The organism is Pseudarthrobacter sp. CCNWLW217 (assembly GCF_037203985.1).
Classification (GTDB): domain Bacteria; phylum Actinomycetota; class Actinomycetes; order Actinomycetales; family Micrococcaceae; genus Arthrobacter.
Genome location: NZ_JBBCBT010000017.1, coordinates 89,351 through 112,229, shown reverse-complemented (window position 1 = coordinate 112,229; position 22,879 = coordinate 89,351). Strand labels below are relative to the sequence as shown.

Sequence of the window (22,879 nt, the reverse complement as noted above, 5' to 3'; positions counted from 1 at the left end):
GGCCCGGAGCACTCCTACCTGGCCGACATCGGACGCGTCAGCTACGAGCCCATCACGGACAGCGAAGCCATGGAGGCGTTCCGGCTGCTGTGCCGTACCGAGGGCATCATCCCCGCCATTGAGTCCTCGCACGCCCTCGCCGGCGCCATCAAGGTGGGCCAGCGGCTCGCCGCTGAGGTCGACGCCGCCGGGGCAGCAGACAAGATCGTGATCGTGAACCTTTCCGGCCGGGGCGACAAGGACGTGGCTACGGCCGCCGAATGGTTCCACCTTCTGGACAAAAACTCGCCCGAGGCAGCCATCGGCACGGAAGGGGAACAACAGTGAGTACCGCGCAGTCGACCAGAAATCAGCGTGCGCCATCGCCAAGGCCCGCGCAGAAGGACGGGCGGCCCTGATCGGCTACCTGCCCGCCGGTTATCCCACTGTTGAGGACACCATCGCCGCGGGCATCGCCCTGGCACGGAACGGGGCCGACCTGATCGAAAATCGCTATTTCGCCGTCCGCCAGGTCTTCGACGTGGTTGCCGGCATCACCAGCCAGACCGACGCCGCCGTACTGGTCATGACCTACTGGAACTACGGGCACGGCCAGATTTGCCCTAAATGATAAACCAGTCAATAGTCGCACTGCCCAGTTGATGGCGATTGCGCTACGGCCGGAAATCCAGTTTGAGAACGGCGTGCGAAAGCAGAACTGCCCGGTCGGTCAGCTTATCCAACTCTTCGTCGTCGCACTCGGGGGATGCCCATCGGGTCGCACCTTCTAGCAACGTCATCACAACTTTGACTCGCTCCTCAGCCTCCGGATAACCCATATCCAGGGCAGCGGCCACGTACATGTCCTGATGTAGGTTTACCCAATCGTCTACCTGGGCGCGCAGCTCACTGGGGAGGATGCGGGCCATTCTGTCCGTGGCAACCAGCAGGTCCCATAAGTTGCTTTCCGGGAGCCTCACCTGTCGAGTGAAGTGCAGCTTGACCATGCAGACCCAGAACTCCTCTGCCGACTCCGCTTGGTCAACGGCTTCCAGGAGTGCCACGCCGAATCGGTGAAAGTGCCAGCGCAGTGATTCCGCCACGATTTCGTCCCTGCCGCCTGGAAAATGCGAGTAGAGGCTCGGCGGCTTGATATTGACGGCATTGGCGATGGTCCGCATGGATACGGAGTTGAACCCATTGGCGATGGCGAGTTGCAGGAAGGCCTCAAGTATGTGTCGTCGCGAAGCTCCCTGGCCCGCCCAATCCCACTCTTCCAAGCGGTGGGCGAAGGTGTCGCGGGCGGCCTTATAGGACGTGCTGCTCATGATTTGACCCTAGCAGTTGCCAGCCCGACACCTTGGTTGCACAGAGCCAACTTCGGTACCGAAACGGGAATCAAATTTTGTGGAAACTATTGGCTAACGATCATTAGTTAGCTATCCTAAAAGAGGCGCAAAGCAGCACCTGCTGGCTCCGCCGTCATCAGCGCATAGCAGGAAGGAACGGATCATGTCTGCCGACGATTCGAACCGGGAAGCCAGAAAAAACACCATGGTCTTTGGCAGTGGGCTTTCGGGCATGGTCGCCGCCTACATCAGTGCCAGGGCGCTTGAAGACGACGCTGCCCACAATCCCAAATGGCACGCGCAGCAGGCCTTCCGCCCCAAGGGCCAAGGCTGGGGAAGCAGATGGATTGCCTCCCGCCGCGCTGGTACTGCCGTCTCCTAAAATTACCGGGCACCTCCAGAAGGAACTATCTGCCATGGCCTCTGTCGAAGTAATTTCCCCTTGGCTGCCGCATGAGTCACTGCGACAAACAGACCGAGTGCGCGAACTCTTCCTGATGCAACCCCATACCGATCTCACCGGAATCCGGCCCATAGTGGCGCGCTCCTGGTACCGAAGCCGGGCAGCCGGAGTTGATGCTGTCGCGGACCGTGGTTTCTTTGACGAGGGCCGCGTGGATGAGTACACAATCCATGCAGCCGGCCCGCACCTGCAGAAACTGGATGAGGTTGCCGCCGACCTGGGTGGCTACGTTAGCCTGACAGCGCCCAACGGTGTGCTGATCAAAGCGAACTTCCTGCGTGATGACGGCTTTCCTGCCGGATATTCACTGCTGGAGGAGAGTTGCGGGAGCAACGGTGAAGGTCTGGCGCTGGAAGAAGGACGCGGTGTCTGGCTCGCACCGGAGGAGCACTTCCGCGAGGACATGCGGGGCAATTGGTGCTTTGCTTCCCTAGTCCGGGATCCGTTCCATAACAGGATTCGGGCTGTCATAGGGCTCACTCTGCCCGGTAACCGGGTCTCCACGCTGGAGCCGTCGTCCACTCTATTGATGCTGGAGGGGGTTGCCTCCCGGATTGAACGCGACATCGAGGTCCGGACGTCATCCAGGGAACGGGCGCTGCTCAATGAGTACTTGAGGGTCTCCCGTCGCAGGGGCAACCGTGCCGTGATTGCCTTCGATGGCAAGAACTCCCTCCTCAACGCTTCGGCAACTGCCACCTTGGAGGACAGCGACTTCTCCATCATCTCCGGGTACGCCAAAGCGGTGATGTCCTCCGGCCGGGAACTGAACTGCGAGGTATCGCTCCAGGGATCAGGCCTTTCCACTCTGGAAGTTTCACCAGTCACCTTGTCTGCGGCCAACGTCGGGGCAATTGTGGTTGTCCGTCCGCACTCACCTGTCACTGAGCGCATTTCTGAACTCATCAGTGTGCCGGACAAGCCGGAGTCGTCCCTGCCGGACACCGCGGACCGGCTCATGAAGCATCTGGACGGGACCAGCATGGGATTCAAGCGCACCCTTAACCTGGCTGGAAAGGCACTAGAGCAGGAACGCTCGGTAGTGGTGATCGGCGAGCTGGGCAGTGGGAAACGCCGGCTCGCGGGTGCCATTGCAGCACTGCGTGGCGAGCATATGGTGGTCGACGCCAGGGGTGGTGCCCTAAGGAATCCCCAACTCCGCGACGTCATCCATCGCGTATCGACCGAAATGCCCTCAACACTCATCGTTGAACATGCCGACGAGCTCTCACAAAACGAGGCCGCCGAGCTGGCGAGGAACCTCCGGGGCAATGCCATCACCAAACTCGCATTCACCATCACGCGGCCCACGGATGCCACCCTGCTTCTCTCCGAAGCGTTCGATGTCCTGGAGATTGCGGTTGAGCCCCTGCGTAACAGGAGGGAAGATATCCCGCCGCTCGCGAACGCAATAGCCGAAGAGATGGGGGACCGCAGGCTGTCCCGGCGGCTCATCACAACGCTGACGCATGCAGACTGGCCCAGGAACATCGATCAGCTGCGGGCAGTGGTGTCCAATGCTGTTGAACGGGCCGACGGCGCCGAAGTAACGGTGGACGATCTGCCGCAGGGGTTCAACCGCGTTCTGACCAAGGGGCGGTTGTCCCGGCTGGAGGACGCCGAGCTCAGCGAACTCCGTACCGCTCTCCAAGAATCCGGGGGCAACCGTAGCCTGGCGGCCGAAACCTTGCAGATTGGCCGCTCCACCCTCTACCGCCGGATGGACTATTTCCGCAGCCGCGGATTCGACCTCTAGCTCCAGACCCTTTTGAAGCAGCTGGCCATCGCGTGTGGTCGGCTGCTTTGTCTTGAACTACCCAGGGCGCATGGGACAGTGTCCCACGCGGGTGTCTCGATCTGGTACGGATGAGCCTGCACATATCGCGTTCTACTTGAAATTACCCGGACACCGGCACCCTCCCAAGGGGTGTTTGGCAGATAAAGAGGGTTACAAAACGAACAGGACGACGACTATGACCCGCGATGCCCAGGGAACCATTCTTGTGGCCCCCCATCACTTTCCGAACCTGGACCGCGAGCACGCGCTCGCTAAGGAGTTCGGTTACACACTCAGCCCGGCTCCCGATGCCGAAGCCTTCCGTGAAGGACTCCCCGAAGCCGACATTGTGATGATCACCCCATACGCGAAACTTACCGCCGCGGACTTCCCGATGATGACCAGATGCAAGGCAGTCATCAGGTACGGAATCGGCTATGACAACATCGATGTTGCTGCTGCCACCGAGGCAGGTATTCCGGTGTCCATTGTCCCGGGGACAGCTTCGGAGGAAGTGGCTTCGCACGCTTTCGCTATGGGCCTGGCGTTGGCCCGCAGGCTGCCCGCGGGTGATGCGTCGATCCGGGATCTCGGCTGGGCCGGGACTATCGGCTATGACACGCCGGTATTGTCCGAGCTCGAGGTCGGTGTTCTGGGAATGGGCCGCATTGGCCAGCACGTGGCACGGATGTACCAGGCTGTGGGTGCCCGGGTACGGGCTTACGATCCGTTCGTGACGGATAGCTTCGTGGAGCTGACCGGGCTGGACGACATCCTGGAGAACTCCGATGTCGTCTCGTTGCACCTGCCGCTGACCGCAGACACGGCAAACCTGGTTTCCGGCGATGTCCTGGCACGGATGCGCCAGGGCGCAGTGGTGGTCAACGTCTCCCGCGGCGGCCTCATCGATGAAGCGGCTCTTGCCGAAGCACTGACCTCGGGACACATTGCCGGTGCCGGCATCGACACCTTCGCTGAAGAGCCGCTGCGTGAGGGGCACCCGCTCCGCTCCGCGCCCAACACCATCCTGACCCCCCACATCGCGTGGCGTTCCAACCGTTCGACGGGCGCACTGCAGGACGGAGCCGTGGAACGGGTCCGTCTGGCACTGACTGGGCAACCGCTCATCGACCTCGTGAACTGAAAGACTGGAGGAAAACCAATTGGGAACAAAAAACCACCCGGAAAAAGTCGCGGAGCGTCACCCCGCGGAGGATCCACATCTGCGCAGAGGACCCCGCGGCTTACCCTTGCTGCCGGGCGGCTACGGCCGATCAACGTATTACACGGGAGCCCCGAGCCCGTATGCCATCCGAGGCGAAGGCTACCGCGTCTGGGATGACCGCGGCCATGAACTGATCGATGCAAACAACAACTTCACCTCGCTGATCCATGGCAACGCGCACCCCGAGATCACCGAGGCCGCGACGAAGGCACTCAGTGCCGGCGCCAGCTGGGGAATCCCGAACCTCTATGAGTGGGAACTGGCGGACCTCCTGCTGTCCCGCCTGCCTGATCTTGACCAAGTACGATTTGCCAATTCCGGCACCGAAGCCGTGATGTCGGCAATCCGCATCGCCCGGGCAAGCACTGGGCGCGAACGCGTCATCGTCACCAAGGGCGGCTACCACGGAACCTCCGAAGTGGCCCTGGTTCCTGGCGGACCGGCCTACCAGCGCGGAGTGACCCGCGGTGTGATCAACGACGTCACCGCGGTGCCACTCAACGACGTCAATGTCCTGCGTCAGGAAGTTGAAGCCGCACCGGACGCCTACGCCGCAATCATCCTGGATCTGCTGCCCAACAGGGCAGGTCTTCTCAGGATTTCCGAGGATTTTGTGCGCGCTGCCCGTGAACTCGCGACGCGGTACGGGATTGTCCTGATCATCGACGAGGTCATCAGTCTGCGCCTCGGATTCAACGGCTTCAGTGGTGAATACGGCGTTTCCCCCGACTTGCTCACCACGGGCAAGATGATCGGCGGCGGCTTCCCCGTCGGCGCTGTGGCCGGCCGGGCCGAACTGATGGCCGAAGTGGATCCGACCCGTCCGGGCAGCTTGCCACACGGCGGCACCTTCTCCGGGAATCCGGTCAGCATGGCTGCCGGAGCTGTTGCCTTGCGCCTCTTCACCCAGCAGGAAGTAAAGAGACTGAACCACCTCGGTGACACCACGCGTGATGCAGTGAACTTAAGGATCGCCGACGCCGGCTGGGAAGTGCGCGGCCGAGGTTCCCTGCTCCGCGCGGTTCCCGCCGGCGCAGAAAAGGTCGACGAACAGACCCAGCACCAGCTCTGGTGGGCGTCCTACGAACGGGGACTGCTCGGTTCGCCCGCCAACCTGCTCTCCTTGTCCACACCGATGGATGAGAAGGTCGCAGCGGATATTGCAGACCGACTGGCTGACGCCGTGCTCGCAGTTGCCGGGAAACCTTCCCTCACGGAAGACGGGAAATAGGAAATATGCAAATCATCTCGTACGAACACGAGTCCGGTATTCGGGGTGGGGTCCTGATTGGAGATTCTGTCCACGACCTCGAGCTTCTCTTGCAGGCTTCGAGTGGGGCAGTTAATGGTTCAACCACGTCAGTTCGTGAATTCCTTGAGCTCTACGGCGACCGGATTGCATCGATCTCGGCTGAGCTGTCCGCTCTCGCTGCGCAGGACCCAGAGGCCCGCGTCGGGGAGCGTTCCGAGGTTCGGTTGACCACCCCGGTACCGGATCCGGCCAAGGTGCTCTGCATTGGCCTCAATTACAAGGACCACGTGGCGGAAACCGGCCGGGCCTTCCCCGAATATCCTGACGTGTTCGCAAAATTCGCCTCCACCATGGTGGGTCCGGAGGACGAAATCGGCGGTGCCCGGGTCAGCGATAACCTCGATTTCGAGGGGGAAGTTGCCGTGGTCATTGGCCGCCGGGCGAGCGAGGTCTCCGAGGAGGAAGCACTTAACTACGTGGCCGGTCTGGCTCCGCTGAACGATGTCACAGCACGCGATCTCCAATACCGCGGGACTCAGTGGCTCGCCGGCAAAGCCGTTGACGGTTCAACCCCCTGGGGCCCTGCACTGGTCACGCTCGATGAAGTGGGAGACCCGCAGACGCTTGACCTGGCGACGCGGGTTAACGGCATCGAAGTGCAGCGTTCCAACACGCGATACCAGATCTTTTCCATCGCCCGCATCGTCTCCTACCTGTCGAGCTTCCTCACCCTCGAACCGGGAGACGTCATCGCCACCGGCACCCCGCAAGGCATTGGGGCCAAGCGGAATCCTCCCGTCTGGCTTCAGCCGGGCGACACGGTGGAAATTGAGATCGACAAGGTGGGGCTGCTCCGCAACCGCGTCGGCAAGCCCCAGCTATAACCCCTCCAACTCTACGAAAGTAAGAAGACCCATGAGTGAAGTACAGACACAACCAGGTGACGCGAGGTACCGCATCGCTGTCGATACGGGTGGCACGTTCACGGACGTGGTGGTCGGATCGAATACAGGCGACATGGCGGTTGGCAAAGCATTGACCACCTATGACCGCGTCTTCACCGGCTTCGAAGCCTCCGTGCGCCGCGCCGCTGAATCAGTTGGCTGGAGCGGAGATGACGTCCTCCGTCACGCTGACGTGATCGTCTACGGCACCACGCACGCCACCAACGCAGTACTGACGGGTAAGGTGGCCAAGACTGCCCTGTTGACAACGGACGGTTTCGCCGACACCCTGCTGCTCCGTGAGGGTGGCCGCCGGGACGCCTTCGACTCCAAGGCTGCCTACCCGCCGCCCTACATTCCCCGGCACCTGACCTTCGAAATCACAGAGCGCATTTCCGCTGAAGGCGATGTCCTGGTGCCGCTGGACGAAGAGCAAGTACGTGAGATTCTGGGTTCCTTTAAGGACCAGGGAATCGAGGCGGTAGCCGTTTCCTTCCTCTGGTCGATCATCAACGATGCCCACGAGAAGCGCGTCGCGGAACTCATCAAGGAAATCCTGCCAGGTGTTCCCTACACGCTGTCCAACGAGGCCAACCCAACTATCCGCGAATACCGCCGCTCCTCGGCAGCCTCGATCGACGCCTCCCTGAAGCCGCTGATGGCTGACCACCTGGGCAAGCTGCGCTCGGACCTCCAAGAGTACGGTTTTGGCGGTGACCTGCTGGTGGTCACCTCCGAAGGTGCGGTGCTTGACGTCGCGGATGTCCTGGACCGGCCGGTACTGTTGCTGAACTCCGGCCCGTCCATGGCGCCGCTTGTGGGCGCGGCCGCTGCTCCGGAGCGGGACACGGTCGTGGTCTGCGATATGGGCGGCACCACTTTCGACGTTTCCCTGGTTGAAGAGGGCGTTGTCCGCCACACCCGGGAAGCCTGGCTGGGTGAGCCTTTTGTGGGACACCTGACCGGTCTGTCCTCGGTGGCCGTGTCCAGCATTGGCGCCGGTGGCGGCAGCATTGCATGGATCGACGGCGGTGGCCTGCTTCGGGTGGGTCCGCAGAGCGCCCGCAGTACTCCAGGGCCAGCCGCCTACGGACGCGGTGGTGAGGAACCCACGGTGACTGACGCCTGCGTTGCGCTTGGTTACCTCGACGCTGAGGGCTTTGAAGGCGGGTTCACGCTGGACCGCGAGGCAGCTGTCCGCGCCATCGATACCCGCATCGCCGGCCCCATGAGCATGGATACCCTACAGGCCGCACAGGCCATCCTGGATGTCTCTGCCAACCACATGGCCACAGCCATCCGCCAAGCTTCCCTGGAGCACGGCGTGGACCCCCGGGGCGCCTTGATAGTGGCTGGCGGTGGCGCAGGTGCCATGGTCGCGGCCGCGATCGGTGTCCTCCTCGAAACCGATACGATCCTGATTCCCGCGACGGCCGGCGTGCTGGCCGCTTACGGCGCCCACCGCGCCCCCATCGCCACGGAATTCCTCTCGCCGCTGCACAACGACACGCGCAGTTTCGACGCCAGGTCAGCCTCCCGTGCAGTCGAGGACCTGACCGGCAAGGCGGACGCCTTCGTCGAGCGCTTCGACGGCGTAGGAGACGCACCCAACGTCACCTACTTCGTCGACGCCCGGTACCCAGGCCAGGCATGGGATCTGCGCGTCTACTTGGACGCTGCCCCCGATACCGCCGGCGACGCTGCCGGGATCATTGAGCGGGCCTTCCACGAAGAGCACGACCGCCGCAACGGAACCCACGATTCGGACAGTCGGGTGGAGATCATCACCTGGGGTGTCCGGGTCGAAATCCCGAGGCCAGAACACACGAAGGACCAGGTCGAAGCCAGCCGTGCCACCGAAATCCACCGCACAGACTCCATCGTTTTCGGCGGCGAAAGTTTCAGCACCCAGCGGTACCGCGGTGTCACGCTGGCACCCCGGGACAAGATCGTTGGGCCTGCGGTCATCGATCAGCCCACAACCACCATCGTCGTGCCGCCGGAGTGGAACGCCACGCTCGACGAACGATCCAATATCTACCTCACCCGTAAGGAGGCGTAACCGTGACACGCGAATTTGATCCCGTAAAGCTCTCGGTACTTGCCAACGCATTCGACGGCATTGTCCGCGAGATGACCAGTGGCCTGCTGCGTTCGGCCCGTTCCTCCGTCATCAACACGGCCAGGGATTTCTCCTGCGCCGTGTTGACAGCGGACAACCAACTGCTCGCCGCGGCGGAAGGTGTCCCGGTGCATGTCTTCGGCGCCGGCCCGCTCGGCGAAGATATGGTGGAACTACACGACGACATCCGGGAAGGCGATGCCTTCTTGCACAACGACCCCTACCGGGGGAATTCGCACGCAGCCGACCATGTGATTCTGGTTCCGATCTTCATCCAGGGACGCCACCTCTTCACAGCCGTCACGAAGGCTCACCAGGCCGACTGCGGCAACTCGCTCCCCACCACGTTCTTCGCCACGGCCCGCGACGTCTATGAGGAAGGCGCCCTGATCTTCCCCTGTGTCCGTGTTCAGCGCGACTACACGGACATCGACGACATCATCCGTATGTGCCGGTCCCGCATCCGCGTACCGGACCAGTGGTACGGCGACTACCTCGCCTCGGTGGGTGCCTCCCGGATCGCCGAGCGCCGCCTTCACGAACTCGCCGAAAAGTTCGGCGTCGATGATCTGGTGGACTTCGTTGACGCCTGGTTCGACTACTCCGAGCGGCTCACCGCCAGCGCCATCGAGACGCTGCCCGAGTACGTTCTGCACGGAACCACCGCCCACGACCCCTTCCCGGGCACCGGCCCGGACGGAGTGCCCCTGCAGGCAACCATCGAGGTCAAGCCCAAACAGGGAAAGATCACCATCGACCTGCGGGACAACCCGGACAACCTTCCCAACGGCCTGAACCTCACGAAGGCGACGGCGACAGGCGCGGCGCTGGCAGGCATCCTATCCGGTATCCCGGAGAACCTGCCGAGCAACGCTGGCACCTTCCGCAGGATAGAGGTGCTGCTGCGTGACGGCTGCGCCGTCGGCATCCCTAAACATCCCTTCTCCTGCTCGTCCGGAACCACCAATCTGGCAGACCGCGTCGTGAACCTTGTCCAGGCCGCGTTTTCACAGATCGACGACGGCTACGGCACCGCTGAGGGGGCTGCCGGGCAGGCACCCGCGAAGTCGGTCATTTCTGGAATCGACGAGCGAAACGGCAACGCCTACGTGAATCAGATTCTGGTGGGCGGCGTCGGTGGCCCGGCCACCCCTTACGTCGACGGTTGGCCGACGTACCAGCGGCCCGTCTGCGGTGCCCTTCTCTACCACGACAGCGTTGAGGTAGATGAGCAGCGGTACCCCATCCTGGTCCACGAACGCACCCTGATTGCTGACTCCGGCGGAGCCGGCAGGCAGCGAGGCGGACTCGCAACGCGCGTCACCATGGAACCACGGGTTCAAAGCATGACCATCACGTACGGCATCGAAGGTAAGCTGAACCCACCCAGAGGCGTTCGCGGCGGTCGCGATGGCGCTGTGCCAGCGGCGTGGGTTGAAGACCTCAGGACCGGCGAACGCCGCGAGATTCCCGTCGTGGGCCGATACGACCTGCAGTCCGGTGAAAAGGTAGTATCCATCACCCCGGGCGGTGGCGGATACGGTGACCCGCTGGAACGTGACGTCCTGGCGGTCCTCGACGACTACCGCGAGTCGCGGGTTTCCCTTGCGGCGGCGGTTGCCGAATATGGCGTCGTTATCATCGACGGCGCAATCGATGAAGCGGCCACGGCAAAGACCCGCCAAGAGCGTCTGGCCAGCTAGAAGTACCAGCCATAGCAACTGATTCCGGGGCGGGGTATATTCCTCGCCCCGGAAGGTTTCACCAACTAATGACGGAGATTCACATGGAACCCATTCGAGTCGGCATTATCGGCGTCGGAAACGTTCTCAACCAATACCTGGACAAGATCGGCGTCCACCCGGACGTCGACGTCGTCGCACTGGCAGACGTTAACGCGGAGGCCGTGAAAGCCCGGGCAGCTGAATATTCGGTTCCCAAGGCCCTCACGCCGGACGAACTGCTGGCCGATGACGAGGTAGAGCTGGTCCTCAACCTCACCCCGCCGAAGCTCCATGCGCCGGTGACCCTCCAAGCCATCGCCGCAGGCAAGCACGTCCTTTCGGAAAAGCCGTTTGCCACGTCCCTGGAGGAAGCTCGCCAGATCCTGGACGCCGCCCGCGAGGCTGGAGTGAAAGTGGGGTCTGCTCCCACCACCTTCCTCGGTTCCGGCATGCAGACCAGCCGCAAGCTCATCGATGACGGGTGGATCGGCGAGCCCGTGGCTGCTTTCGCGTCCTTCGCTTGCCGCGGCTACGAGCACTGGCACCCCAACGTCGACCCCTTCTACAGCCCCGGAGCCGGCCCAATGCTTGATATCGGGCCGTACTTGATCACGAACCTTGTGAATTTCTTCGGCCCGGTCAGGCGGGTTTCTGCAACAACGCCACGTTCATCAGAGACCCGGCCCCGTCCCGGCAAAGAGGGCGAAGTTATCCAGATCAAGACCCCAACGCACATCACCGGCACCATCGACTTCGAGTCCGGCGCGACCGCTACAGTGATCGTCAGCTGGGACATCTGGAACCACAACCTGCCGCACCTGGAGATCTACGGGACGGGTGGCTCGCTGGCGGCGCCAAACCCTGACCACTTTTCCGGGGCACCCGTGCTACGCCGTGGCGAGCCAGGCGACCTGGCGTTGGACATGACTCCTCCGGGAGGTGGCGACTGGCGGGAAACGCCGATCACCCACCGTGATGATGCCTACCGGGGCATCGGCTTGGCCGAATTCGGCTACGCCATCCGCAAGGGCGTCGAGCCGCGCACCGGTGGCGACTTCGCCTACCACGTGCTGGAAGTCCTCCTCGCCTTTGAATCATCCTCCGAGCAGGGCCGTCACATCGAGATTGAAAGCGCCTGCGAGCGGCCACGGCCGCTGCCTTCGGTGGGACCACAGGAGCCCTACCGTTTCGACTAGAGGGACGTTAGACAACAGCAGCCGACGGCGGTACTTGCGTTCCGCCGTCGGCTGCTGTTTTTGTGCCCCGTGGGCAAGCCGCGTATCAAACTGGGACACAACTTTGCTTCCCCACGGTGAAAACCTGATGTTAGGCGAATCGGTTTGCAGATGCCGACGCACCTACGAAACTTAGGAGAACGCATGACTAGCACAGCAGCTGCTGATATCGGCACCGACGTCGAGATCAAGCCCGTCCGCCGCCGCACCGTCGCACAAGCAATCGTTGAATACCTCCAGGTCCAATACAGCGAAATGGACGGTGAAAAGAGGCGCCTGGTTGCCGGAATGTACGGAATTTTCGGACACGGGAACTCCGTTGGCCTGGCGCAGGGAATAGACGAGTATGGCGTGGACTTCCCGCACTACCAGGGCAAGAACGAGCAATCGATGGTCCACGCGGCCATCGGCTTCGCAAAGGCCTCCAACCGCGCCGCAACGCTCGCCTGCACCGCCTCCGCCGGCCCGGGATCGACGAACATGGTTTCGGGTGCCGCGACCGCAACTACCAACCGCCTTCCGGTGCTTCTGTTCCCCGCAGACATCATCAACAACCGTTTTGGTGATCCTGTGCTGCAGCAGATCGAGCACCCCATAGAACGGGATGTCTCCGCCAACGACTGCTTCCGCCCAGTCAGCCGCTACTTCGACCGGATCACGCACCCGGCCCAGCTGCTGTCCACACTCCCGGAGGCCATGCGGGTCCTCACCGATCCCGTGGAAACCGGCGCCGTAGTGGTTTGCCTGCCCCAGGACATCCAGGGCGCGGAATTCGACTTCCCGGAATCCTTCTTCACACCGCGTGTGTGGCACATCCGTCGTCGCCCGGCTGTGGAGGACGAGTATCGTGATGCTGCCGAAATCATTGCGAACGCCGAGCGCCCCCTGCTGATCGCAGGTGGTGGCGTCCGTTACGCGAAGGCACAGGAGGAGCTGGCACGCTTCAGCGCCGAGTTCGGCATCCCGGTGGCCGAGACCTACGCGGGCAAGGGAAGCGGCCCCATCAGTGAACTCAATCTGGGCGCCCTCGGCGTGACCGGCACGGTGGGGGCCAACGAGATCGCCGACGGCGCGGATGTTGTCATCACCGTAGGCTCACGCCTCCAGGACTTCATCACTGCCTCACACTCACTGTTCCAGAACCCCAACGTGAAGTTCGTGAACCTCAACGTTGGCTCATTCGATGCCCACAAAATGGGCTCATTCCCCGTCATTGGCGATGCCAAACTGTCACTTGCCGCGCTGCGGGAACGCCTCGCAGCCGTTCACTATGGCACGACCGATGACTTCCGCAGCGACATCGCGGACGCCCGGAAGGCCACCTTCGAGGTACGCAAGCACGACCTTCAGGCATTCCCCGGGGAGAACATGAGCCAGGCCCAGGTGATCGATGTGCTGAACCGCACGACAACCAGCCAGGACGCCCTGATCCTGGGCTCTGGCGGTGTGGTTGAAGGCATCCACAAGGCCTGGGATCCGTCCAACGGCACCGAGATCCACTTCGAGTACGCCAACTCCTGCATGGGCCATGAAATCCCGGCAGGCCTCGGCTACCGGATCGCCCGCGGGGACGCACCAGGCGAGGTGTACGTGCTGATCGGTGACGGCACCTACTTCATGCAGCCTACCGAGCTGGTCACGGCGGTACAGGAACGGAAGAAGATCATCACCATCGTGATCGACAACCGCGGGCACCAGTGCATTTGGCCGCTCCAGGTGTCGAAGGGCGGCCCTGGCCGCGAGTTTGGTACCCAGTACCGGGAACGCAGCAAGGAGTCCGGTCGCCTCGACGGAGCAATTCTGGACTTCGACATTGCGGCCAACGCTGCCAGCATGGGCTGTGCAGCCTGGTCCACCTCCACAATTGAGGAGTTCCAGGCGGCGCTCACGGAGGCCAGGGAAGCGGACGGCCCCGCAGTGATCGTGGCCCGTGTGGAGCCTTGGCGCTACCTGTCGGGCAACGGCGCTTTTTGGGATGTTGGAGTTCCCATGACCTCACAGCGCCCGGGCAGCCAGGAGGGTACTGCGAAGCACTTGGAGGGCCGTGCCCGCCAGCGCTTCTACGCAGCAACCACCGCATCTGACGCTCGCTAAGCGCACCGGGCGGGACCGTTAAGCTACGGTCCCGCCCGGCCTTTTAGGGGGCAAACCCCGTTTCGAATTTTCTGACAAAGGAGTATCCACCATGAGCGCATTTGCCGTTATAGATCCGGCCACGGGAACCACCCACGCGCAGTACCCGGCGGCCACCGACGCAGAGGTCGAGGCAGGCCTAAGCGCAGCGCAGACGACTTACCAGGAGTGGTCACGCACCACCAGCGTGGCTGAGCGGGCAGCTTTCGCCAAGCGCCTGGCCGAGTTGTTTGTGGAGCGCAAGGACAAGCTTGCCGCCATCATCAACCGCGAGATGGGCAAGCCCCTGCAGCAGGCAGCCGGGGAGGCCGAGTTCTCTGGCGCCATCGCCGCAGCCTTCGCCGAGCACGCGGAGGAATGGCTCGCGGATGAACATCTTGAGGTTGCCGACGGCTTGCGGAGCTTCTTCCGGTACCAAGGCCTGGGCGTGATCCTCGGCATCATGCCGTGGAACTACCCTTACTATCAGGTGGCCCGCTTCGCGATCCCCAACATCATCCTGGGTAACACCGTGATTGTCCGTCACGCGAGCCAGTGCCCGGAATCGGCACTTGCTCTGGAGGAGCTCTTCCGCGATGCAGGCTTTCCGGAGGGCGCATACGTCAACCTCTTTGCCACTCACAAGCAGATCTCGGACATCATCGCCGACGACCGCACGCAGGGCGTCTCACTCACAGGTTCGGAGCAGGTGGGCGCGATCGTGGCTGAGCAGGCTGGGCGTGCCCTGAAGAAGTGCGTGCTGGAGCTCGGCGGCGCCGACGTGTTCATCGTGCTGGACACTGCTGACGTGGATCAGGCCGTTAGGAAAGCCGTCATGGGCCGGATGGGAAACACCGGCCAGTCCTGCAATGGCTCCAAGAGGATTGTGGTGCTGGATAAGTACTTCGATGAATTCTCGGAGAAGTTCAAAGCTGCCATCGCCGGGCAATCCTATGAGAAAGGTGATTTCGGGCCGCTCTCTTCAGATTCAGCCACCCAATTCCTCAAGGGACAGGTCCAGGGAGCGCTCGATCAGGGTGCCGAAATCCTGGTGGGCAACAACCAGCCCCAGGGCAACGTCTTCACCCCGACGGTTATCACCAACATCACTCCCTCTATGGACGTTTACAGCGAAGAGCTCTTCGGCCCGGTGGCCCAGCTGTACAAGGTCAGCAGCGACGAGGAAGCGATCAAGCTCGCGAACTCATCGCCCTACGGTCTAGGTTCTGTGGTGATCTGCGAAGACCTTGAGCGCGCTGAGCGCGTCGGCAACCAGCTCGACGTCGGAATGGTCTTCATTGGCGCCTACGACCTCAGCGGAGCCGATGTTCCGTTCGGTGGTGTCAAGAAGTCCGGGTACGGCCGCGAACTGGGCAAAGTAGGCATGTTGGAGTTCGCTAACAAGAAGTTGTTCCGCTTCGCCAAATAAGGGACTGGTGCACGCACGAGGAGGCCGGATCATCGCGATCCGGCCTCCTCTTCGAGCTGAACCCAGTTTTCTCAGCCGTTCGGCTGTTGAAGCGGCATGCTGCCGGCTTCTATGGCCGCAAGTTGCAGCGCAAGCAGTTTCGAGTAAAACCTGCCGTCGCCGATGCCAAGCGAGACCATGAACCATAGCTGGTCGACGCCGGTACGACGCCAAAGGCGACCATATTCACGATCCGGACCTACCTTGGAGAATTCACCTGCCCGATCAGCGATGTCGTCACCGAGCACTTCGCGTACCACCGCCGGGGCACCTAGGTAACCGGTAGCGAACACTACGAGGTCAGCTTCCAAGAACCGTCCGCCGTCCAAGTTCACCCCGCCTGCGGAGAGACCCTCAACGGTGCCGTGGCGAAGTTTAATGGTTCCGTCGATGATCAATTCAGATGCGCCCGCGTTGTAGTAATAGCCGGTTCCGTTTTGGCCAAAGATCAATCCAAGAACGCCCTGCCCATTCGGACCGTCGCTCAGCTCGAACCCTGCTTCGACAAGGCCGTCCAAAAGCTCCCGATCCATGGACTTGACCATCTCCACATGCTTTGGGCCGTGCGCTGGAAGTGCTCCGAAGGGAGTAGCAGCGTTTAGGAGATCAGCTTCTTCCGTACTGTACTTACCGCTGACGTGGTTGGCGTGCATCACTTTGTGGAATGTCGAGGTGTTCATGACGAAAGTTCCGGACCGTTGAATCATGGTGACGTCGACACCATGCTCCGCCAGGTCCTGCGCAATGTCGTGGCCACTGACGCCTGACCCGACAACCACTGCCCGCTTTCCCCGCCAACGCGCGTGACCCTGATAGTCGGCCGCGTGCATCACTGTTCCGCGATAGTCCTGCCGACCCGGAAGCTCGGGGATGTTTGGCGCAGCGTTCATTCCCGTGGCGAAGATGAGATGCCTGGGGCTAACCTTCCGGCTGCTTCCGTCCAGCCGCCCGACGTTGACAACCCACCGCCGTGAAGCGTCATCGAACTCCACGGTGTCTGCGCTGGCCCCGGTCCACACCGCCAGATCGAGGAGGGTTGCATAACTTTCGAGGAAGTCTCCAAGCTTGTCCTTTGGAGTGAAGCTTGGCCACGTGGAAGGGAACGGAAGGTACGGCAAATGATCGGAAGCAAGCGGGGTGTGGAGTGCCAGCGAACTGTAGCGCTTGCGCCAGTTGTCGCCGACCCGCTGGTTGCGCTCCAGCACCAGGGCGGGAATGCCAAGCGCTCTGAGACGGGCCGCCAGCATGAGCCCGTTGTGTCCTGCACCGAGGATGAGAACCTCCGGCTCCCGCTGTTTGAACTCGGGGTCTAGTCCTTCCTTCCAGCCGACGCGGTCACGAACCGGTCCGTGGGTCTTTCCGCTGGGCCGGGCGCCCTGGTGACGCTCGGGGTGACTGTCCAGGGTATCGAGCGCGAGGACCAAGCTTGCCGCGAGCCAGGATCCGTTTTCCTCTTGGACAAGGCGCACCTGCCCGAACCCTCCCCCCGCACAGTTTCGGAATTGAAGGAAGGAAGATATGGAAGCTGACGTCCCATCCTCTGCAACGATGGGCGCGCCATCCGGGCGCATTCCAATGGACGTAGTTGGCTTTGAGTCCGGCGCCGCCAGAAGACGTGCGATTTCCTCACGGCCAATGGCATTTCGGAAGTCCCATGACAAAGCCAGGAGATCGCGGAAGGTGCCATCCGGCCTGAACAGATCAGCAGCGGCAAGGGGGTCCAGCGACGTCATTGTTGTGTCCAGCCGTTCGACCCACTCACGCACAATACTTTCTGGCGCGTTGATCGAACCGGAATCCTTGGCTGCAGGTTGTACAGCTACATTGGTCATCTGCAGTGCATCCTTTGCGTATGTCATTTGCGTTTATCTTTCGGGCTCAAGTTGGCCGACTACGCCGCCCTACTGGGCGGTGTAGCCACCGTCAATAAGGAGGTCGGCACCAGTGACGTAACTGGCTTCATCACTGGCCAGATAGAGCACCCCGTAACTCACTTCCATGGGCTGGGCCGCTCGTCTCATCGGCGTGGCATTGCTGAATTCGCGGTTTGATTCTTCGCCCTCTTCGGCAGCCATTGCTGTCATTACCAACCCTGGTGAAACAGAATTGATCCGGACACCACGGTTGGCATACTCCATGGCGGCGGCACGCGTCATCATCTTCACGGCTCCTTTCGAAGCCTGATAGGAGAAGCTGCCTGGGTTGCCGACGGTGCCGTTGATGGAACACGTATTGACGACTGCGCCGCCGCCGCTGCGCTCGATTGCCGGAACGCCGTGCTTGAGGCCCAGGAACACACCTTGTTGATTGATCGCGGTGGTCTTGGACCAACCCTCAAGCCCCTCGTCTTCGACGGACTTCATGGTGCCTACGATCCCGGCATTGTTGATCAGGATGTCGACTCGTCCCCAGCGTTGTTCAGCTGCCGCGATGACGGACTTCCAATCACCTTCGGAGGTAACGTTCAAGTGCATGTACTGGACATCGTGGCCAGACTCCCGCAACTCCAGGGCGACAGCCTCGCCGCTCTCATCCAGAGTGTCGGTGACAAGCACGGACGCGCCCTCCTGGGCGAAGAGACGGGCGTGCGACTCACCCTGCCCTCTGGCTCCACCGGTGATGATGGTTACCTTGCCTTGTACGCGGCCCATGATTGTCTCCTTAGTGATCTGCGTGAAGTGTGTATCACGCTCTGGAAGACGCTACGGGCATGTTGGGGCCGGATTTGTGTCAGAAAGATACATTTTTGGTCAATCGATCCAAGCCAGCATTGGATTCAGCGCGGCACTCGTCCGCGCTGAATCAAAGGGGATCGACTGTGGGCATGCGGCTCGAAGGCAAGACGGCAATTGTTACAGGTGCAGCATCGGGACAGGGCCTGGCAACTGTGCGAGCACTGATAGAGCACGGGGCCAGCGTCATGGCAGCCGATATTGATGAAGCAGGACTGGAGCGGCTCGCTAAGGAGCACGAGCGCATTGCGACGCATCGCTGCGACATGAGCAGCCCGCCGAGGTGGAGAGGCTTGTAGCGGCGGCAGAGGTGACATTCGGGGCAGTACATGCGCTGCTTAACTGCGCCGGCTACCTGAAGGCCGCGTCGGTGCTTGAGACCACAGACGAAATGCTCGACCGGATCATTGACATCAACCTGAAGGGTGTGTTCTACGGCTGCAAATACGTTATCCCTGCTCTGCAACGGGCTGGCGGGGGGATCGATCGTCAACTGGGGGTCGGTGAACTCCATGGTGGCTGAATCGGATATTGCGGCCTACGCGGCGTCCAAAGCTGGTGTCCTGATGATTACCAAGTCAGTCGCTGTGGAATACGCCAAGGACAACATCAGGGCCAATTGTCTTTGCCCTGGCGGAGTGCGCACCCCCATGGTGGTGGACTTCTTTGATGATGGATTCCTCAATGACGAGCAAGCCCAGCGTGCCTACCAGCCGCTCGGGTTGATCGACCCGGAGGAGGTGGCAGACGTCGCCGTCTTCCTGGTTTCGGATGAATCACGCAAGATGACCGGTTCCGCCGTTGTTGTAGACGCGGGCTACACGGCCATGTGACCAGATGTCCCACCTTGGGACAGTAGCTGTTGGCGCTGCTGCGTAGTCTCGACAGAACCCACCGCGGAGGTGGGGAATAACCGATCCAATAGGGAGTTTCTTGGCGATGACCACCAACGCGCAGCAGGCCTTCGGTGCCCGGATGACTGAACGACGACGTGCACCGTATATTACAGTTCCCCACGTCATCGCAGGCCAGGAGTATTTTGAAGGCCAGCTCATGGAACGGGAGGATCCCAGCAACCCCAGCCTCGTAGTCAGCGCCTGTCACGACGCTCCCGCATACCTGGTGGAGCTAGCCGTCCGGGCAAGTCGAAACGCACAACGCGAATGGTCTCGCGTTCCGCACGCCGAGCGCATCGAGCGGGTACGCCGGGCAATCCCGTTCATCGAGGAACGTCTTGACGATTGGGCCGTTCGTGTTGCACTCGAAATCGGCAAGCCTTATGCAGGTGCTCACGCTGAGGGAGCAGAGGTGCTCGAAATTGTCCGTCAATACACCGAGTATGCGTCGGCGCCCGGCGCTTTCGAGGATGAACGGACAGACGACCCAGCTGGCCTGTCAAACGATTCAGTGCTCAGACCATATGGTGTATTTGGCGTCATCACTCCGTTCAACTACCCAATCGTCCAAGCTGCAGGACCGGCGATCGCTGCATTGATTGCGGGCAATGGGGTGGTGGTCAAAACTTCGCACGATGGGCCGTGGTCCGGGCAAGCCGTTTATGAACTCTGTCAGGCAATGAAGCTGCCGGAGGGTCTTGTTAATGTGGTCCATGGAGGCGACGGTCCGGGCCGCGCCTTGGTGTCGTCCGAAATTGACGGCGTGTGCTTCACCGGATCCGTGTCCGTCGGTAAATCGATCCTGCGCGACTTCGCTGCCGGACCCTACCCACGGCCAGTTATCGCCGAAATGGGAGGCAAGAACCCCGTTATTGTCACCGACACGGCCAACCTTGAGCAGGCCGCCGAAGGCATTGTCTTTTCAGCCTTCGACCTCAGCGGGCAGAAATGCAGTGCACTTTCCCGGGTGTTGGCGACACCGGCGGCCCATGACCACTTGGTCGAACTAGTAGAGGAACGGGTTAGGGCATTGAAGGCCGGTGACCCCATCGATGGGGACGTCTTCGCAGGACCTGTTGTTTCTGCGGATGCCATGGAACGCTACGCCTCACTCGTTTCCTCGGCCCGAAGGGGAGGCTTTCAAGTCGAAACCGGGAAGGCCGATGAAGGCGGTTACTTCGCACCGGCCACCGTAGTGTCCGGCGTGCCGGCGACTCATGAGTTGGCGACGGTGGAGCACTTCCTGCCGTTTCTGACCATCAGCAAGGTACCCAATTTTGAAGCGGCCCTCACAGCAGCCAATGACACGGATATGGGATTAACCGCGGGAATTTATACAGGGGACATGGACGAGGCCAGGGAGTTCCTTGATCGCATAGAGGCCGGCTGTGTCGACGTGAACGTCCCGGGGCATGCCACCACTGGCTGGTGGCCAGGACCGCAGACTTTTGGCGGGTGGAAGGCGAGCGGTACAACGGGTAAACAAACGCTGGGAAAGTGGTATTTTCAGCTGTTTGGGCGGCAGCAGGCGCGAAAACTGCCGGGCCATCTGGAACACCTGCTGCAGCACTGACCCCCGCCCTGAATGCAGAAAGCAGGCACAGACATGACTTTCCATGATGTTTCGAGGATGTCCGAGGCTTTTCCCTTGCATGTGGGCGCACGGCCGAACTCAGAGATCCAGTCGCTCAGAGAACGATTCCTAGCCGAGCCCGAGGTGACGGACCTGAGCATCCTGCGACCAGTCATCGCACGGTCCTGGCAACGTAGCCTTGCGTGCAATGTCACGGCTGTGTCACCGTTTCTGCACACCACAGTTCCCCAGGTTGATGAGCAGTTGCTGGCAGCTGCGGAGCCCGTGCTGACCGAACTCGAACGCCTGTGCACCGATGCCGGGGGCTTAGTTGTACTCACCGACGCGGAGGGCACACTCGCGGTCTTCCGCGGCGATGCTTCCGAGCGGCGGAAAGCCGAACTGTTGTTCCCTAGCTTGGGCACGCGAATGGCTGAGGACCTGATTGGAACCAATTCTGACGGTACGGTACTGGAAGAGGGCGAGGCTGTGCAGGTCTGGGGAGCCGAGCACTTCAATGAAGCACTCCAAAACAGTTACTGCACATCTGTTCCGATTCGTGACCCCCTCCGGAGATCCGTCCGCGGCGTCCTGGGCTTGATGTTGCCCGAGAAGTTAGCCCGGACCACTCATCCAGGGTCGGTCCTGCTGACTGTTCACGGCGCAGCCGCCGACATCACACGTAGATTGGCCGAAAGGTTGGCAGCCCGGGAGCAGGCTCTCATGTCCGAGTATCTGACCGAGATCCGGAAACGCGGTGCAGACGCTGTGGTGGCGATGGACGAACGCACCACGATTGCCAGCCGAAGCGCTCTTCGCATGCTGGACCCAAGTGATTTTGCCGTACTTGGGGCCCTGGCAAGGGAGGCTGAGCAACGGGACGGTACCTCGCAGCATCGTATAAATGTGAGCACCGGCAGGGAGGTCCAGCTCCACATCCGCCCGATGGGTCTCCGCGAACTCGGTGCCGGGGGAGCATCTGTCATGCGGGTCCAAGTCCCGTCTGTTCCAAAGGGATTGCCTGTGGGTTCGGCGACAGGAGAATCCAGCACACAGTTCGACGGCATCGTCGGTACCAGCCGGGCGCTCCGGAGGTCCTTGGACGCTGCAGGTGCTTCCGTAAGCCGTCGAATGCCGGCCTACATTATCGGTGAGCAGGGAAGTGGTAAACGGACCCTGGCGGAAGCGATGGCCAAGCGTCTGTCCGCCGATACCCATGTGTTCGACTTCAGTCAGCGCTCGGCTGGCCAGTTCACTATTGAAGACGTCGATACAGCCTTGGAACGAGGAGCGGCAGTGATCCTCCACCGGGTCGATAAGTGCGGGCCACTATTGCGGGATGACCTTGCCTCCCTGCTGCAGGTCCTGGAACAGCCCCAACTCATTTTGACTGCAGGGATTGTCAGTGATGATCTATTGCCTGTTCTCTCGGCCCTCAGGGGAATCGAGGTGGTCATGCCGCCCCTAAGGGAAAGGCGGGAGGATGTTGTTGTATTGGCGTCGCACCTACTCCGGAACGCACTCGGACGGGAAGTGCGGATGTCGCCAAAGCTGCGCGATGCCCTGGTTGTAGCTGACTGGCCAGGCAACGTCAGCCAGCTTCGCGAGCTCGTGGAATCGGCGGCGTCGCAGTCCCTTAGCGGGGAGTTGCACCTGTCCGACCTTAACGCCGTGCAATTGCGCAGACTTGGCACAACCCGCCTCTCCCGGTTGGAAGAGGCGGAATTGCAACAGATCAGGGCAGCACTTGCCGAGGCATCCGGCAACCGCGTTCGGGCCGCAACCCTCCTGGGAATCGGGAGATCGACCCTCTACCGGAAAATTGAAGCTTATGAAGCCATGGGCTTCGATCTGGCGCTGGGCTGAGGGGCAGAGCGACTGTTGCCCGCCTGGAAGTGCATCAGCCTGGTACAGTTCCTGCGCCCTTCCAGAATCAAAATCAAGAAACTGACTGGGATCACCTGAGGAAACCTCGTCAGGTGACCAGCAGTATGGCCAACCGGCCTGCCTTCCCCCAAAAACAGTGAG

15 protein-coding genes and 3 pseudogenes are annotated in these 22,879 nt (G+C 61.6%); 15 read left to right on the top strand and 3 right to left on the bottom strand.

Going from position 1 to position 22,879, the window contains the following annotated elements; translation table 11 throughout:
• Positions 1–327 (top strand): annotated as a pseudogene (locus tag V9L18_RS18055) (tryptophan synthase subunit beta); the annotation flags it as partial.
• 34 nt (positions 328–361) lie between these two features.
• Positions 362–580 (top strand): annotated as a pseudogene (locus V9L18_RS18050) (tryptophan synthase subunit alpha); the annotation flags it as partial.
• Between the two features lie 73 nt (positions 581–653).
• Here the strand turns inward: V9L18_RS18050 and V9L18_RS18045 are convergent.
• A complete protein-coding gene (locus V9L18_RS18045) occupies positions 654–1,307 on the bottom strand; it encodes a TetR/AcrR family transcriptional regulator (protein WP_337348534.1) in 654 nt (217 codons plus the stop codon).
• A gap of 184 nt (positions 1,308–1,491) precedes the next feature.
• Here V9L18_RS18045 and V9L18_RS18040 point away from each other — a divergent pair, with 184 nt between their 5' ends.
• The 10 genes from V9L18_RS18040 (at position 1,492) to V9L18_RS17995 (ending at position 15,611) form a co-directional block, all read left to right on the top strand.
• Positions 1,492–1,710 carry a hypothetical protein gene (locus V9L18_RS18040; protein WP_337348533.1) on the top strand — a complete coding sequence of 73 codons (219 nt, stop codon included), beginning with the start codon at positions 1,492–1,494 and terminating at the stop codon, positions 1,708–1,710.
• Positions 1,711–1,744: 34 nt separating this feature from the next.
• Positions 1,745–3,547, top strand: a complete 1,803-nt coding sequence (locus V9L18_RS18035) for a sigma-54-dependent Fis family transcriptional regulator (protein WP_337348532.1) — start codon at positions 1,745–1,747, stop codon at positions 3,545–3,547.
• A 217-nt stretch (positions 3,548–3,764) separates the two neighbouring features.
• Entirely contained in the window at positions 3,765–4,712 is a 948-nt protein-coding gene (locus V9L18_RS18030; protein WP_337348531.1) for a C-terminal binding protein, read from the top strand.
• Positions 4,713–4,731: 19 nt separating this feature from the next.
• Positions 4,732–6,024 (top strand): aspartate aminotransferase family protein, encoded by a 1,293-nt coding sequence (locus tag V9L18_RS18025; RefSeq protein ID WP_337348530.1) that lies wholly within the window; start codon positions 4,732–4,734, stop codon positions 6,022–6,024.
• A 5-nt stretch (positions 6,025–6,029) separates the two neighbouring features.
• Positions 6,030–6,929, top strand: a complete 900-nt coding sequence (locus V9L18_RS18020; RefSeq protein WP_337348529.1) for a fumarylacetoacetate hydrolase family protein — start codon at positions 6,030–6,032, stop codon at positions 6,927–6,929.
• Positions 6,930–6,960: 31 nt separating this feature from the next.
• Positions 6,961–9,051 (top strand): hydantoinase/oxoprolinase family protein, encoded by a 2,091-nt coding sequence (locus V9L18_RS18015; protein ID WP_131134658.1) that lies wholly within the window; start codon positions 6,961–6,963, stop codon positions 9,049–9,051.
• Positions 9,052–9,053: 2 nt separating this feature from the next.
• Positions 9,054–10,814, top strand: a complete 1,761-nt coding sequence (locus V9L18_RS18010) for a hydantoinase B/oxoprolinase family protein (RefSeq protein WP_337348528.1) — start codon at positions 9,054–9,056, stop codon at positions 10,812–10,814.
• Between the two features lie 83 nt (positions 10,815–10,897).
• The gene (locus V9L18_RS18005) at positions 10,898–12,031 is read left to right on the top strand and encodes a Gfo/Idh/MocA family protein (RefSeq protein WP_337348527.1); all 1,134 of its coding nucleotides are present in this window, start codon (positions 10,898–10,900) and stop codon (positions 12,029–12,031) included.
• Between the two features lie 183 nt (positions 12,032–12,214).
• On the top strand, positions 12,215–14,164 hold the full coding sequence (iolD, locus tag V9L18_RS18000) for a 3D-(3,5/4)-trihydroxycyclohexane-1,2-dione acylhydrolase (decyclizing) (RefSeq protein ID WP_337348526.1): 1,950 nt from the start codon (positions 12,215–12,217) through the stop codon (positions 14,162–14,164).
• A 91-nt stretch (positions 14,165–14,255) separates the two neighbouring features.
• Complete coding sequence (locus V9L18_RS17995) at positions 14,256–15,611, top strand: aldehyde dehydrogenase family protein (RefSeq protein ID WP_337348525.1); 1,356 nt, start codon at positions 14,256–14,258, stop codon at positions 15,609–15,611.
• A 71-nt stretch (positions 15,612–15,682) separates the two neighbouring features.
• Here the strand turns inward: V9L18_RS17995 and V9L18_RS17990 are convergent, their stop codons facing one another.
• Entirely contained in the window at positions 15,683–17,221 is a 1,539-nt protein-coding gene (locus V9L18_RS17990) for a flavin-containing monooxygenase (RefSeq protein WP_337348536.1), read from the bottom strand.
• 330 nt (positions 17,222–17,551) lie between these two features.
• A complete protein-coding gene (locus tag V9L18_RS17985) occupies positions 17,552–18,301 on the bottom strand; it encodes a glucose 1-dehydrogenase (RefSeq protein ID WP_131134664.1) in 750 nt (249 codons plus the stop codon).
• 59 nt (positions 18,302–18,360) lie between these two features.
• Between V9L18_RS17985 and V9L18_RS22100 the strand changes: the two are divergent.
• The 3 genes and pseudogenes from V9L18_RS22100 to V9L18_RS17960 all read left to right on the top strand — a co-directional run bounded on the left by V9L18_RS22100 (position 18,361) and on the right by V9L18_RS17960 (position 22,717).
• Positions 18,361–19,215 (top strand): annotated as a pseudogene (locus V9L18_RS22100) (SDR family NAD(P)-dependent oxidoreductase).
• 106 nt (positions 19,216–19,321) lie between these two features.
• On the top strand, positions 19,322–20,851 hold the full coding sequence (locus V9L18_RS17965) for an aldehyde dehydrogenase family protein (protein WP_337348522.1): 1,530 nt from the start codon (positions 19,322–19,324) through the stop codon (positions 20,849–20,851).
• Positions 20,852–21,070: 219 nt separating this feature from the next.
• Positions 21,071–22,717, top strand: coding sequence for a sigma-54-dependent Fis family transcriptional regulator (locus V9L18_RS17960; protein WP_337348521.1), 1,647 nt, complete (start codon positions 21,071–21,073; stop codon positions 22,715–22,717).
• Positions 22,718–22,879: the final 162 nt, after the last annotated feature.

What these genes read in the sequence shown, in the direction of transcription:
- V9L18_RS18045 (WP_337348534.1), bottom strand. Translation starts at nt 1,307, where the DNA reads ATGAGCAGCACGTCCTATAAGGCCGCCCGCGACACCTTCGCCCACCGC.
- V9L18_RS18040 (WP_337348533.1), top strand. Translation starts at nt 1,492, where the DNA reads ATGTCTGCCGACGATTCGAACCGGGAAGCCAGAAAAAACACCATGGTC.
- V9L18_RS18035 (WP_337348532.1), top strand. Translation starts at nt 1,745, where the DNA reads ATGGCCTCTGTCGAAGTAATTTCCCCTTGGCTGCCGCATGAGTCACTG.
- V9L18_RS18030 (WP_337348531.1), top strand. Translation starts at nt 3,765, where the DNA reads ATGACCCGCGATGCCCAGGGAACCATTCTTGTGGCCCCCCATCACTTT.
- V9L18_RS18020 (WP_337348529.1), top strand. Translation starts at nt 6,030, where the DNA reads ATGCAAATCATCTCGTACGAACACGAGTCCGGTATTCGGGGTGGGGTC.
- V9L18_RS18015 (WP_131134658.1), top strand. Translation starts at nt 6,961, where the DNA reads ATGAGTGAAGTACAGACACAACCAGGTGACGCGAGGTACCGCATCGCT.
- V9L18_RS18005 (WP_337348527.1), top strand. Translation starts at nt 10,898, where the DNA reads ATGGAACCCATTCGAGTCGGCATTATCGGCGTCGGAAACGTTCTCAAC.
- iolD (WP_337348526.1), top strand. Translation starts at nt 12,215, where the DNA reads ATGACTAGCACAGCAGCTGCTGATATCGGCACCGACGTCGAGATCAAG.
- V9L18_RS17995 (WP_337348525.1), top strand. Translation starts at nt 14,256, where the DNA reads ATGAGCGCATTTGCCGTTATAGATCCGGCCACGGGAACCACCCACGCG.
- V9L18_RS17990 (WP_337348536.1), bottom strand. Translation starts at nt 17,221, where the DNA reads ATGCGCCCGGATGGCGCGCCCATCGTTGCAGAGGATGGGACGTCAGCT.
- V9L18_RS17985 (WP_131134664.1), bottom strand. Translation starts at nt 18,301, where the DNA reads ATGGGCCGCGTACAAGGCAAGGTAACCATCATCACCGGTGGAGCCAGA.
- V9L18_RS17965 (WP_337348522.1), top strand. Translation starts at nt 19,322, where the DNA reads ATGACCACCAACGCGCAGCAGGCCTTCGGTGCCCGGATGACTGAACGA.